This window comes from Methylobacterium sp. J-067, assembly GCF_022829465.1.
GTDB lineage: Bacteria > Pseudomonadota > Alphaproteobacteria > Rhizobiales > Beijerinckiaceae > Methylobacterium > Methylobacterium litchii.
Genome location: NZ_JAKSXZ010000013.1, coordinates 21,069 through 33,240, shown reverse-complemented (window position 1 = coordinate 33,240; position 12,172 = coordinate 21,069). Strand labels below are relative to the sequence as shown.

Below are 12,172 nucleotides of genomic sequence, written 5' to 3'. Positions count from 1 at the left end.
ACGTATAAATCTCAGACGGAGCCTCACATCGAACGCAATCGCTTCACAGCGAAAGGTCCGGTGAGCTCAAAAGGAGATCCAACAGATCAGCGTCTCGTCTCTCACGATCCAGCAAAAGCCAGATCCGCAAGGACAGTCGAGCACGCCGTCCGCGTCTCCCTTCCTCATATCACAATGTCAAAGAGCTGATCGCCGGTAGACCTGGATGACCCTACACCAAGAGGACAAAAACGGCAGCGTGCCCGGCATTCGCCGGCCAACCCTGCCGCGATGTTCAGAAGGTGCGTCGTCAACCGGTCCGCTTCCGCGGCCGGCGCCGATGAACAGGGGTATAAGGATCGCCCCCTGGCCCGTCAATCGCAAATTTCGCCGAACCCGAAAAAATCGACCCGGCCCCTGGAACGATCCTGGATTCGGCGGGAGAGCTCACGCGCGACGCGCGCCTCAATCTCGACATCCTGTCCTTAGACATGGTTCCTCTCTGGGGGGCGACCCGCCGACCCCTGTCCGGCCGCCTTCCGCGACCGCCGCGACCGCGCCGACGGTGAAGGCTCTTTAGGACCAGCGAGTGAAGCGCGAGCGATACAGGATCGACGGCGCGCTGCCCGTCGCACAGGGCGGCCAAGCTCCCCTCGATCTGTTCGGATCAGGGGCGACGCAGGTCGACCGGCGCACCGTGAACCTGCGCTGGCTTTGCGCCAGTTCCCTGACCGGCCTGACCGGCGCGGTGCTGATCGCCGCCGCGCTCCACGTCTCCATCCAGGGCGACCTTTCCTACGCGGCGATCCCCGATCAGCCGAGCATCGCGCCGCGCCTTCTGCCGAACGAGGGCAGCGCCAACGTCGCGCACAAGGGCGACCGGCTCGTGCGCAACCCGATGGTGGCCTCCGCGCGCCAGAGCTTCCGCGCCCCGGTGACGGTGCGGCTCGGGGACCGGGAGATCATTAAGGCCAAGCCGTTCGTACGGATCACGACCCCGCTCTCCCTGACGGTTGGTACCTACGCCTCCGACCTGCCGCGCTTCGACCCGATGAAGTTCGCCTCGGACGAGCCGCAGGAGCGCGCCGCCGACGCCGCCAGCGATGCCCCCGGCGCCGAGGTCACCGTCGTGAAGCGCGACCTCGTCGGGCTCGCGGTCGATCCCGCCGCCCCGGCCCTCAGCGACGACGACGTGGCCGCGCAGGTCGAGGAGGAGCGGCGTCTCGCGGCGGAAGCCGGGCGCCGGACCACCATCCCGATCGCGCCGCAGATCATGCTGTCGCGCACGCTGCAGCAGGCAGCCGGTGCCCTCGACGGGGCGCCCAAGGAGAACAACCCGTTCAAGGCGATCGAAGTGCTGGTCGTCCCCGAGAACGTCACCAAGCTCGCCAAGACAGACCTGAAGCCGAACGAGCCGCCCCTCGTGGAGGAGCGCGACATCGCCCTCGCCAAGGGCGAGACGCTCGAATCGACGCTCAAGGGCACCGGCCTCGCGAGCGACGAGCAGATCCGCGGGATCGTCGCGGCGCTCGGCGGTCGAACCAAGACCTCCGCCCTGGCGGAGGGTCAGCAGATGCGCGTGCAGATCGCGCCCGGCGCCCAGCCGGCCAACGCCCGGCAGGTGACCCGCGTGGTCCTCTATGGCGAGAACGGCATCGAGGGCATCGCCGCGATCAACGACCGGGGCACCTTCGTCTCCGTGGCCCCGCCGACGGAGGACATCTCCGGGCAGAAGGTGCAGCCCCAGGTGGATGCGAGCGACGAGGAGGACGAGGATTCGGGCTCCGGCCCCCGGCTCTACCAGAGCCTCTACGAGACGGCGGGGCGGCACGACATCCCGCGCACCACCGTCGAGGACATCGTGCGGGTGTTCAGCTACGACCTCGATTTCCAGCGCCGGGTGCAGAGCGGCGACGGGCTCGACGTCTTCTATACGTATGATGAGGAAGGCTCCGGCGCCGACCGGCCGGACCTGCTCTATGCCGCGCTCACCCTCGGCGGCGAAACCCGCAAGGTGTTCCGCTTCCAATCGCCCGATGACGGCTCGATCGATTACCTCGACGACCAGGGGCGCTCGCTGAAGAAGTTCCTCCTGCGCAAGCCCATCGCCGACGGCATCATGCGCTCAGGGTTCGGCTACCGACGCCACCCGGTGCTCGGCTACGCCAAGCTGCATACCGGCGTCGATTGGTCGAACCCGATCGGCACGCCGATCATGGCCGCCGGCAATGGCCTCGTGATCCGCGCCGAGATGACCTCCGGCTACGGGCGCCGGGTCGAGTTGCAGCACATCAACGGCTACGTCACGACCTACAACCACATGTCGCGGTTTGGGCGGGGCATCACGGAAGGCGTGCGCGTCCGCCAGGGCCAGATCATCGGCTATGTCGGCTCGACCGGTCTCTCGACCGGCGCCCACCTCCATTACGAGGTGATCATCAACGGTCATTTCGTGGACCCGATGAAGATCCGCGTGCCGCGCGGGCGCGAGTTGGACGGGCGGCTGCTCGCCGATTTCCGGCGCCAGCGCGAGCAGATCGAGGCGACGATGCAGAAGGCCAAGAGCGCCACGGCCCTGGCCCAGCGCGACGCCGCGATCCGGTAGGCCCCCTCAGGCGAAGCCGACCCGTGCGCGGATCGCCCCGGCGGACAGGCCCGCGTCCCGCAGGGAGGCGAGGCTCGGCGAACCCCGCGACTTGGCGAGCTTGCGCCCCTCCTCATCCTGGATCAGCGGGTGATGGTGATAGCGGGGCGTCGGCAGGCCGAGGAGCCGTTGCAGCAGCACGTGCAGGCTCGTCGCCGCCTCGAGGTCGGCGCCGCGCACCACGTGGGTGATGCCCTCCAGAGCATCGTCATGGACGACGGCGAGGTAGTAGCTCGTCGGCACGTCCCGGCGCGCGATCACCGCGTCGCCCCAGGGCGCCGGATCGGCCGGCACCCAGCGCTCGCCCTCTCCGTCGAAGGCGACGTAGCCCAGCGGCCCTTGCTTCAACGCCTGGGGGAGGGCGCGCGACAGGGCGAGCCGCCACGTATGCGGCTCGCCCCGCGCGCACCGGGCGGCGGCCTCGGCGGGATCGAGGTCGCGACAGGTTCCGGGGTAGAGCGGCGCGCCGTCCGGATCGCACGCCGCCGCCCGCGCCCGGATCTCGCCGCGTGAGCAAAAACACGCATAGGCCCACCCGGCCCCGATGAGCCCATCACGAACTGCGCGATATTCATTCATATGTGCCGCTTGGCGGCGGATCGGTTCCGGGTAGGCTAGGCCGATCCAGGCGAGATCGGTGAGGATCGCCTCCGTCAATTCGGGCTTGGACCGGGCCGGATCGATATCCTCGATGCGCAACCGGCAGGTTCCGCCGAGGTCGCCGGCGATCTTGGCGTTCAACAAAGCGGAATAGGCATGGCCGAGATGCAGCCGGCCATTCGGGCTCGGCGCGAATCGCAGGATCGCCGATGGGCCGCTCACCCGTCGTCTCGGATCAGGCAGCGCTGCGCGCTGGGCTCGCAGGCGATGCCCGGCAGGGAACAGGCGACGCTGTCGGGCCAGCGCTTGCAGACCTGACAGCCGTCCGACCATTCGAGGCAGGTGGGGTCGTCCGCCACGGCGCGGGGGGCGGGGCCATGCCCACCCGGCGCCAGGGCGCCGATCAGCACCGTCACGACAGTCAGGGCTGCGATGCCGGCGAGGGCGAGGCGCTCGCTCGGCGAGGTCGGGCGATGGGGCGTCTGCGACATGCAGCCTTGTTCGCGTGGCTCGGGCCGTCCTGTCAACGCGATGGCCTCACCACATCGGTGAAGCCTTGAACCCATCCACGGTCAATGAACTTTTTTTCATCATGACTGTTTTTGTGTCGTGCGGCTGCGAAAGCTTATTGCACACAACATAGGTCAGAGAAGCACCGATAAGACTTTGGCGAGACATGGTTCGCCTCTGCGCAACGAATACGGAGAACACGGCACGTCACGGCGATGCATGGGTGGTTAATTGCCAGAATTATGGGTTGTGGCGCCGAAATAGCGCGTCTGTTAATTGAGTGCGGGTCGCGAGAGGGTTATACAACCACGCATGGTGCTTTTTACGTCATCACTCCTCCAGATAGGTCAAGACGATGTCTTCCACGTTCGATGATCGCTTGTTGGCGCTGACCGCCGAAGTCGTCACGGCATATGTCAGCAACAACCACATCCAACCGTCAGACCTCCCGGAAGTTCTGACCAGCGTGTACCGCGTGATGTGGGACGTCGAGAGCAAGCGTCGCCCTATCGAGCTTCCGCCGAAACTGACTCAACAGGAAATCGAGCGTTCGATCACGAAGGATTTCCTGATTTCGTTCGAAGACGGCAAACCCTACAAGACACTGCGCCGTCACCTCGCGATGCATGGCCTGACCCCGGACGCCTACCGCGCGAAGTGGGGGCTCGATGCCAGCTACCCGATGACCTCGCCGTCCTATTCCGAGCGCCGGTCCGAGCTCGCCCGCGCCCTCGGCCTCGGCAAGATGCACCGGGTGCCCGCCGGACAGAGCAGCGCCCAGAGCGGTGCGCAGGCGGCCGTGGCCCAGGCCATCGCGGCCCAGGCGGTCGCCGGTAGCCGCCTCAAGCGCAAGCCGGTGGAGTGACGGAAAGCACGGCGCATCGGCGAAGGTGTCGCGCGCCTGCCTTAATCGGCTCCGATAGGCTCCCTGCAAAGGCTCCCGTCCGGCTCGGCCGGCGGGAGCGCCCGCATCCGGAGCCCCGCATGACGACCCGACTGCCCCTTGCCGTGCTCTTCGCCGTGATCCTCGGCGGCACCGCCTCCGCCCAGATGGCGCGGACCGAGCCGCAGGAGACCACCGGCAAGCAGGTGCCCCTGAGCCGGAGCGAGGTTCAGCTCTCCTTCGCGCCGGTGGTGAAGCGGGCGGCGCCGTCGGTGGTGAACGTCTACGCCTCGCATGTCGACAAGCGCTCCAACGCGCGCGCCAGCGCGATGGAGGAGTTCATGCGCCGCTTCTTCGGCGAGCCGGAAGGCGGGCGCGGCCCCCGGGGCGACCGGGCGCAGAAGTCCCTCGGCTCCGGCGTGCTGGTGGACGGCTCCGGGCTCGTCATCACCAACGCCCACGTCATCGACAACATGAACGAGGTGCGCGTCGCCCTGGCCGACCGGCGGGAATTCGAGGCGTCCATCGTCCTGCGCGACAGCCGCACCGACCTCGCGGTCCTGCGTATCAAGGAGCCGCCGGCCGGGCTGAACCCGATGCCGTTCGGCGACGCGGACAAGCTGGAGGTCGGCGACTTCGTGATGGCGATCGGCAACCCGTTCGGCGTCGGCCAGACGGTGACGCAGGGCATCGTCTCGGCGCTGGCGCGCACGCAGGTCGGCTCGGCGGACTACCAGTACTTCATCCAGACCGACGCCGCGATCAATCCGGGCAATTCCGGCGGCGCCCTGGTCAACCTCCAGGGTCAACTGGTCGGCATCAACACCGCGATCTATTCGCAGTCCGGCGGCAGCCACGGCATCGGCTTCGCCATCCCCGTCAGCATGGTGAAGGCGGTGGTCATGGCCGCCAAGGACGGCCTGACCGTGGTGCGCCGGCCCTGGCTCGGCGCGCGGGTCCAGACGGTCTCGCCCGACATCGCCGACAGCATGGGGCTCGACCATCCGACCGGCGTGCTGGTGGCGAGCCTCCAGCCCAAGAGCCCTGCCGAGGAAGCCGGGCTGAAGCGCGGCGACCTGATCCTGTCGGTGGACGGGCAGGCGGTGGATGATCCCGAGGCCTTCGGCTATCGCTTCGCCCTGAAGGGCATCACGGGCCACACGAAGCTCGGCATCCAGCGCGGCACGAGCCGCCAGACGGTGAACGTGAAGCTCGGCCCGGCCCCGGAGACGCGCCCGCGCGACTCGCTCAAGGTGAAGACCCGCTCGCCCTTCCTGGGAGCGAGCTTCGTGAACACCTCCCCCGCCGTCGCCGAGGACCTGCAGGTCGACTTCACGGTGGACGGCGTCGCGGTCGAGTCCGTGGACGAGGGGTCCTTCGCTGCCCGCGCCGGGCTACAGAAGGGCGATGTCGTGGTGGCGGTCAACGGCATGCCGATGGCCAATACCAAGGACCTCGACCGGGTGATCCGCACCATGCCCAGCTCGTGGGAGATCGTCATCAACCGCAACGGCGAGGTGATGACCTCGATCTTCAGCGGTTGAGGACCCGCCCGCGGCGCTTGCATCGGCCGGGGCGGGCGGTGTTCATGCCGGGATGTCAGATCTGTTCGGATCGTCAAAGCCCGCCCCGCCGCCCGAAGCCGCACCGGAGAGCGGCGTCAACCGCCCCCTGGCCGACAGGCTGCGGCCGCGCTCCCTCGACGAGGTGGTCGGCCAGGAGCACCTGACCGGGGAGGGCGGCGCGCTCACCCGCCTGCTGCGCGGGCGCAACCTCGGCTCGCTGATCTTCTGGGGACCGCCGGGCACCGGCAAGACCACGGTGGCGCGGCTCCTCGCCTCCGCGACGGACCTGCATTTCGAGCAGATCTCGGCGATCTTCTCGGGCGTGCCGGATCTGCGCAAGGTGTTCGAGGCCGCCCGCAAGCGTCGGGCGCAGGGGCAGGCGACCCTGCTCTTCGTGGACGAAATCCACCGCTTCAACCGCGCCCAGCTCGATGCCTTCCTGCCGGTGATGGAGGACGGCACCGTGACGCTGATCGGCGCCACCACCGAGAACCCCTCCTTCGAATTGAGCGCGGCGCTTCTGTCCCGCGCCCGCGTCCTGCTGTTCCGCGCCCTCGATCCGGGAGCCATCGCCCGCCTGCTGGCGCGGGCCGAGGATCTGACCGGGCAGGCGCTGCCGCTGACCGAGGAGGCGCGGGGGGTTCTCGTCCGCATGGCCGATGGCGACGGGCGCGCGGCGCTGACGTTGGCCGAGGAGGTCTGGCGCTCGGCGGCGCCGGGCGAGACCTTCGACGCGGACGCCTTGCAACGGATCGTGCAACGCCGCGCCCCCGTCTACGACAAGGCGCAGGAGGGGCACTACAACCTGATCTCCGCGCTCCATAAGACGGTGCGCGGCTCGGATCCGGATGCGGCGCTCTACTACCTGTGCCGGATGCTCGATGCCGGAGAGGACCGGCTGTTCATCGCCCGGCGCCTCGTGCGCATGGCGGTGGAGGATATCGGGCTCGCCGACCCGCAGGCGCTGGTGATCGCCAACGCGGCCAAGGATGCGTTCGACTTCCTCGGCAGCCCGGAGGGCGAGCTGGCGCTCGCGCAGGTCGCGATCTACCTCGCCTGCGCGCCGAAATCGAACGCGGTCTACACCGCCTACAAGGCCGCGACGCGCCTCGCCAAGGAGGCGGGTTCCCTGCCCCCGCCGCGGGTGATCCTCAACGCGCCGACCAAGCTGATGCGGAAGGTCGGCTACGGCGAGGGCTACCGCTACGACCACGACGAGCCCGACGCCTTCTCCGGCCAGGATTACTGGCCCGAGGCTTTGGGCCGGCAGCATCTCTACGAGCCGACCGACCGGGGCTACGAGACCCGCCTCGCCGACCGCCTCGCCCGCTGGGAGGAGATGCGGCAGGCGCGGCGCGAGGAGGGGTAAGGGTCGGGCGCCGGGCGAAACCCCGCCGCTATTCCGCCGCCGCCTGGACCGGCTGACCGCCGGCCATCCAGGCGGCAAGGTCGTCCCGCGCCCGGTCGGTCAGGGCGCGCTTCTTCAGGGCGGCTTTCTCCGGCCCGCGCAGGCGGCGCCCAGCCTCTCCGCGCGGCATCCGCTCCAGCGGCGGGAACAGCCCGAAATTGACATTCATCGGCTGGAACGAGCGCGGGCCGCTCCCTTCCTCGGCCGAGACATGCCCGCCGGTGATGTGGGCGATGAGGGCGCCGAGCGCCGTCGTCTGGGGCAGGGGCGCGAGCGGCGCGCTCGCCGCCTCGGCCACCGCGAAGCGCCCGGCCATGAGGCCCACGGCGGCGCTCTCCACATAGCCCTCGCAGCCGGTGATCTGCCCGGCGAACCGCAGGGCGGGCCGCGCCTTCAGGCGCAGGGTCGCGTCCAGCAGGCGCGGGCTGTCGAGATAGGTGTTCCGGTGCAGGCCGCCGAGCCGGGCGAACTCCGCGTTCTGCAGGCCGGGGATTGTGCGGAAAATCCGCACCTGCTCGGAATAGGTGAGCTTCGTCTGGAAGCCGACCATGTTGTAGAGGGTGCCCAGGGCGTTGTCCTGCCGGAGCTGGACGATGGCGCAGGGCTTCCGGTCCGGGGCGCGGGGATTGGTGAGGCCGACCGGCTTCATCGGCCCGTGGCGCAGGGTCTCGGGGCCGCGCTCGGCCATGACCTCGATGGGCAGGCACCCGTCGAAATAGGGCGTGCCCTCCCATTGCTTGAAGCCGATCTTTTCGCCGCCGATCAGAGCCGCGATGAAGGCATCGTACTGCTCCCGGTCCATCGGGCAGTTGAGGTAGTCGGCCCCGGTGCCGCCCGGCCCCGGCTTATCGTAGCGCGACTGGAACCACGCCACGTCCATGTCGATGGACTCGCGATGGACGATGGGCGCGATGGCGTCGAAGAAGGCGAGCGACTCGGCGCCGGTGAGGGCGCGGATGCCCTCGGCGAGATCGGGGGCGGTGAGGGGGCCCGTCGCGACGATGCACGGCCCCCATTCCTCGGGCGGAAGCCCGGCGACCTCCTCCCGCACGACGGTGACGTTAGGATGCCCTTCGAGGGTGGCCGTCACGGCGGCGGAGAAACCCTCGCGGTCCACGGCGAGCGCCCCGCCCGCCGGCACCTGATGCGCATCGGCAGCGCGCATGATCAGCGAGCCGAGACTGCGCATCTCCTGGTGGAGAAGCCCGACGGCGTTGCCGTTGGCGTCGTCCGACCGGAAGGAGTTGGAGCAGACGAGTTCCGCCAGCCCCTCGCCGTGATGCGCCTCGGTGCGGCGCACGGGGCGCATCTCGTGGATCACGGCGTGGTGGCCGGCTTCGGCGACCTGCCAGGCGGCTTCGGATCCGGCGAGACCGCCGCCGACGATGTGAATGGTGTGCGTCATGCCTGAAAATAACGGAGGGCCGCCACCCGGATCAACGGGGGACGGCCCTTCAATCGTCAGTCGGGCGTGAGCCCCGTGAGATCAGGCGCGCGCGATGCCCGGGATGTCGGTGCGGTTGATGCCGAGATCGGCAAGATCGCGATCCGACAGGCGCGAAAGCTGGGACACCGTATCGCGATAGCGGAGGTAGGCGCGGACACGGGACAGAACGCTGCGGGCGGCAGACATGGAACTCTTGGCCTCTCATGAGGCAGGCGGTGCTGAAAGGAGGGGCACCGCTGCCTGTTGTTGATGCATCGCACATATAGACCGGTTGCGGCGCAGCGTCAGAGCTAAGGCCAAGCACCTGCCCTGCACGAAAGTCATAGCCAGCTTAAGACTCGGGCAACCTTACCCCGTGGTCATTCTGTAGGCGCATGCATCGATGGGGGCCGGACGCGCAAGAGGCGCCCCGCCGGCCGGCGGGACGCCCTCTCAATTCGCGGTTGCGAAACGGCCTAGTAGAACGGGCGGGGGCCGTAATAGCCGTAGGGCCGGTAGATCGGCCGGGGGCGGGCATAGCCGTAGCCGTAGACCGGCACCGGGCGCCGCCAATAGGGGCGGGGGCCGTAGCCGTAGTTCGGGCGGCAGACGCCCCAGGGGTTCGGGTGGAAGCCGGGGCCGCAGCCGCCGGCGGCTTGCGCCGAATCCGCGAGGCCGAGCCCGCCAGCCACCAGCGCGGCGGCGAGCAGGGCCGGCTTGACGAGAGCCTTTCCGCGAAGGGTGCTCACGATTGCCATGAGATGATCTCCATCGTCTCCCGGCGCCCGGGCGCCGGTTCGAGAGGGAGAATCGTCCCGGCGACCTGAACGGGCCCTGAGATTACGGTTGTGGAACGTGCAGGGTCTAGGCGTTTTCGCGGCAGCGTTGTGGCGCCTTCAATGGACCGAGGGCGTCCGCAGGAAGGCGTGGCGATCCCCGGACACGATGGTGAGCAGCAGCGTCCGCCCGTCCCGCCGGATCGTCAGCGGGATGCGCGCCCCGGCCGTCCCCAGCGCCCAGATCGAGCGGAACATGGCCGCGAGGTCCGCGATCGGTTCGCCCGCCACCGCCGCGATCACGTCGCCGCCCTGTAGGCCCGCGCCCTCGGCGGGGCCTCCGTCGGCGAGGCCCATGATGACGATGCCCTCCTCGCTCTCCGTGGCGTAGATGCCGAGCCAGGGGCGGGGGGCCTGGTCGGCCCGGCCGCGCATGCGCAGATCGTCGAGGATCGGCGGCAGCAGGTCGATGGGCACGACCATGTTGATCGCGCGGCCCGCCGCGCTGCCCCCCTGCTGCAATTGCAGGGAGCCGATGCCGAGGAGGTCGCCCTTCGGCCCGATCAGCGCCGTGCCGCCCCAATGGGGGTGCGAGGGCGCGGTGAACAGCGCCTCGTCGAGGACGTATTCCCAGTAGCCCGCGAATTCCTGCCGGGCGATCACCTCCACGGCGACGCAATGGGAGCGCCCCCCGCCCCCCGCCAGCACCGCCTTGTCCCCGATCTTGAGGGACGAGGAGCGGCCGAGCCGCAGGGAGGACGTGCCGAGATCGCCCAGGGCCTGGACGAGGCCGAACCCGGTGGCGGCATCGAAGCCGAGGACGTGGCCCGGCACGGAGCGGCCCTCGCGGGTCGTCAGCCAGACGCTCTCGGCCTCCATGACGAGGTAGCCGACGGTGAGGACGAGCCCGTCCTCGCCGATCACCACCGCGTTGCCGGCTCGTTCGGTGCCGAGGGTTTCCGCCGTGAACCCGTCTTCCGGCACGCGGCTCGACAGCGAGACCACCGCGCCGATCGCCCGGTCGAGGTCGTAGCTGTAATCGGCGGCCTTCGGCTGGACCTGAACCGGGATCTTGCGTTCGCCCTGCATGGTCGGCGCCCCTTGGCCTCGCACAACCTGCGGACGCCTCATCGGCCGTCCGCGTGAATCGTCAGTTTGACGTAAGTAGGCGACCCGAGCCCGCCCGACACCCGGTGCGGCGGCGGGGCCGGGTTGCCCGAACGACGAACGCCCGGCCTCCAGGGGAGACCGGGCGTCGGCGAGCGCGGGGGATGCGGCGCCTGGGGCGCCGCATCCGAGGCCGTTCTCAGTACTTGCGAACCAGCGGGGCCGGGACCGGCGAGGCGGCGGCCGGGCTGTACAGCGGGATGATGAAGCGGATCCAGCCGTCGGTCGAGTAGTCGGAGCGGGCGCCGCGGAAGGCGGTCGCCGCGATCTGGGCACCGGTCACGACGTCGCGGGCGACGTAGGCCTGGACCTTGAACACCTTGAAGTCGTAGCCGACGAGACCGCCGAGGGCGAAGCGGCCCCGGTTGCCGACAGCCGCGCTGAACTGGCTGATGTCGAAGTTGTAGGTGCCGTAGCCGACGGCGCCGATCTCGAAGTTGCCGAAGGTCTTCGTGGCCGTGAGGTCGAAGTTCAGGGCGTCCGAGAGGCGGATCGGGCCGATGGCGGCGCCGACCGGACCACCAAAGCGGCCGGGGGAGTCGTAGATGTTGGCCGTCAGGTTGGCGGTGATGTTCCAGCCGTCACCCGTGTAGCTGCCGGCGACGCCGAAGCGGTAGGTGTTGGAGGAGAGCTGCGGCAGGATCGGGGTGCCGATCGGACGGCCGGCAGCGTTGAACTGGCCAGCGTAGAGCGAGCCACGGTCACCGTCGAGCTCGTTCAGGTAGACACCGCCGAGCAAGCTGACGCCGAAGTTGCCGCCGAGGTCGAACGCCCAGATGCCGCCGATGAACGTACCGACGTTGATCGAGATGTCCTTGTTGGCCTGGCCAGCCGGGTTGCGGGTGAAGGCGAACACGGTCGGGGGAGCCACGAGGAGCTCGATGCGGCCGCCGAACGGAACCAGCGGGGTCGACCACACGAGGACCGGGATGTTGACGGCCGTATCGGCGTCGTTCCGGCCGTCGGTGCGGCGGTAGGTGAAGGTGTTGATGGCGTAGATGCCCTCGGGGAGCGGCGCGCCGACGGCAAGGCCGACCTGCTCACCCGGGACAGTCGTGGTTTGCGCTTGAGCGATAGTCGACGTCATTCCGACCGAGAGCGCGACCGCGCCGGCCGCGAGCCAGTTCTTCATCATTATTTCGGTCCTTCCCAAGGTCTCTGGCTTCCGTCCCGCATTCGGCATTACCGTGCCGGTCACATCCGCTTTTGCGGTG

General features: G+C 69.1%; 11 protein-coding genes. 4 read left to right on the top strand and 7 right to left on the bottom strand.

Translation table 11 applies throughout. The features are described 5' to 3' along the window. The first annotated feature begins 568 nt into the window (after positions 1-568). Positions 569-2,584 (top strand): M23 family metallopeptidase, encoded by a 2,016-nt coding sequence (locus tag MKK52_RS00325; RefSeq protein WP_243951757.1) that lies wholly within the window; start codon positions 569-571, stop codon positions 2,582-2,584. A 6-nt stretch (positions 2,585-2,590) separates the two neighbouring features. Here the strand turns inward: MKK52_RS00325 and gluQRS are convergent, their stop codons facing one another. Together gluQRS and MKK52_RS00315 are read right to left on the bottom strand one after the other, a co-directional pair. Then, positions 2,591-3,445 (bottom strand): tRNA glutamyl-Q(34) synthetase GluQRS, encoded by an 855-nt coding sequence (gene gluQRS / locus MKK52_RS00320; protein ID WP_243951756.1) that lies wholly within the window; start codon positions 3,443-3,445, stop codon positions 2,591-2,593. Further along, positions 3,442-3,714 (bottom strand): hypothetical protein, encoded by a 273-nt coding sequence (locus MKK52_RS00315; protein ID WP_243951755.1) that lies wholly within the window; start codon positions 3,712-3,714, stop codon positions 3,442-3,444. Before MKK52_RS00315 ends, gluQRS begins: the two co-directional genes overlap by 4 nt. A gap of 374 nt (positions 3,715-4,088) precedes the next feature. Here MKK52_RS00315 and MKK52_RS00310 point away from each other — a divergent pair, with 374 nt between their 5' ends. The 3 genes from MKK52_RS00310 to MKK52_RS00300 all read left to right on the top strand — a co-directional run bounded on the left by MKK52_RS00310 (position 4,089) and on the right by MKK52_RS00300 (position 7,550). Next, entirely contained in the window at positions 4,089-4,598 is a 510-nt protein-coding gene (locus tag MKK52_RS00310) for a MucR family transcriptional regulator (RefSeq protein ID WP_243951754.1), read from the top strand. Positions 4,599-4,717: 119 nt separating this feature from the next. Continuing rightward, entirely contained in the window at positions 4,718-6,160 is a 1,443-nt protein-coding gene (locus tag MKK52_RS00305) for a Do family serine endopeptidase (protein WP_243951753.1), read from the top strand. Positions 6,161-6,212: 52 nt separating this feature from the next. Beyond that, the gene (locus MKK52_RS00300; protein ID WP_243951752.1) at positions 6,213-7,550 is read left to right on the top strand and encodes a replication-associated recombination protein A; all 1,338 of its coding nucleotides are present in this window, start codon (positions 6,213-6,215) and stop codon (positions 7,548-7,550) included. A gap of 28 nt (positions 7,551-7,578) precedes the next feature. On the opposite strand, the gene trmFO is transcribed toward MKK52_RS00300, so the two are convergent. From trmFO to MKK52_RS00275, 5 genes are all read right to left on the bottom strand, one after another. Continuing rightward, positions 7,579-8,994: a methylenetetrahydrofolate--tRNA-(uracil(54)-C(5))-methyltransferase (FADH(2)-oxidizing) TrmFO gene (gene trmFO / locus MKK52_RS00295; protein WP_243951751.1), complete on the bottom strand. Its 1,416-nt coding sequence runs from the start codon at positions 8,992-8,994 to the stop codon at positions 7,579-7,581. An 81-nt stretch (positions 8,995-9,075) separates the two neighbouring features. Further along, complete coding sequence (locus tag MKK52_RS00290) at positions 9,076-9,222, bottom strand: DUF1127 domain-containing protein (RefSeq protein WP_243951750.1); 147 nt, start codon at positions 9,220-9,222, stop codon at positions 9,076-9,078. Between the two features lie 269 nt (positions 9,223-9,491). After that, entirely contained in the window at positions 9,492-9,773 is a 282-nt protein-coding gene (locus tag MKK52_RS00285) for a GCG_CRPN prefix-to-repeats domain-containing protein (RefSeq protein ID WP_243951749.1), read from the bottom strand. A gap of 138 nt (positions 9,774-9,911) precedes the next feature. Then, positions 9,912-10,880, bottom strand: coding sequence for a S1C family serine protease (locus tag MKK52_RS00280; protein ID WP_243951748.1), 969 nt, complete (start codon positions 10,878-10,880; stop codon positions 9,912-9,914). Positions 10,881-11,097: 217 nt separating this feature from the next. Further along, positions 11,098-12,093 (bottom strand): transporter, encoded by a 996-nt coding sequence (locus MKK52_RS00275; RefSeq protein ID WP_243951747.1) that lies wholly within the window; start codon positions 12,091-12,093, stop codon positions 11,098-11,100. Between the last annotated feature and the right edge of the window lie 79 nt (positions 12,094-12,172).

What these genes read in the sequence shown, in the direction of transcription:
- MKK52_RS00285 (WP_243951749.1), bottom strand. Translation starts at nt 9,773, where the DNA reads ATGGCAATCGTGAGCACCCTTCGCGGAAAGGCTCTCGTCAAGCCGGCC.
- MKK52_RS00300 (WP_243951752.1), top strand. Translation starts at nt 6,213, where the DNA reads ATGTCAGATCTGTTCGGATCGTCAAAGCCCGCCCCGCCGCCCGAAGCC.
- trmFO (WP_243951751.1), bottom strand. Translation starts at nt 8,994, where the DNA reads ATGACGCACACCATTCACATCGTCGGCGGCGGTCTCGCCGGATCCGAA.
- MKK52_RS00310 (WP_243951754.1), top strand. Translation starts at nt 4,089, where the DNA reads ATGTCTTCCACGTTCGATGATCGCTTGTTGGCGCTGACCGCCGAAGTC.
- MKK52_RS00290 (WP_243951750.1), bottom strand. Translation starts at nt 9,222, where the DNA reads ATGTCTGCCGCCCGCAGCGTTCTGTCCCGTGTCCGCGCCTACCTCCGC.
- MKK52_RS00315 (WP_243951755.1), bottom strand. Translation starts at nt 3,714, where the DNA reads ATGTCGCAGACGCCCCATCGCCCGACCTCGCCGAGCGAGCGCCTCGCC.
- MKK52_RS00275 (WP_243951747.1), bottom strand. Translation starts at nt 12,093, where the DNA reads ATGATGAAGAACTGGCTCGCGGCCGGCGCGGTCGCGCTCTCGGTCGGA.
- MKK52_RS00280 (WP_243951748.1), bottom strand. Translation starts at nt 10,880, where the DNA reads ATGCAGGGCGAACGCAAGATCCCGGTTCAGGTCCAGCCGAAGGCCGCC.
- MKK52_RS00305 (WP_243951753.1), top strand. Translation starts at nt 4,718, where the DNA reads ATGACGACCCGACTGCCCCTTGCCGTGCTCTTCGCCGTGATCCTCGGC.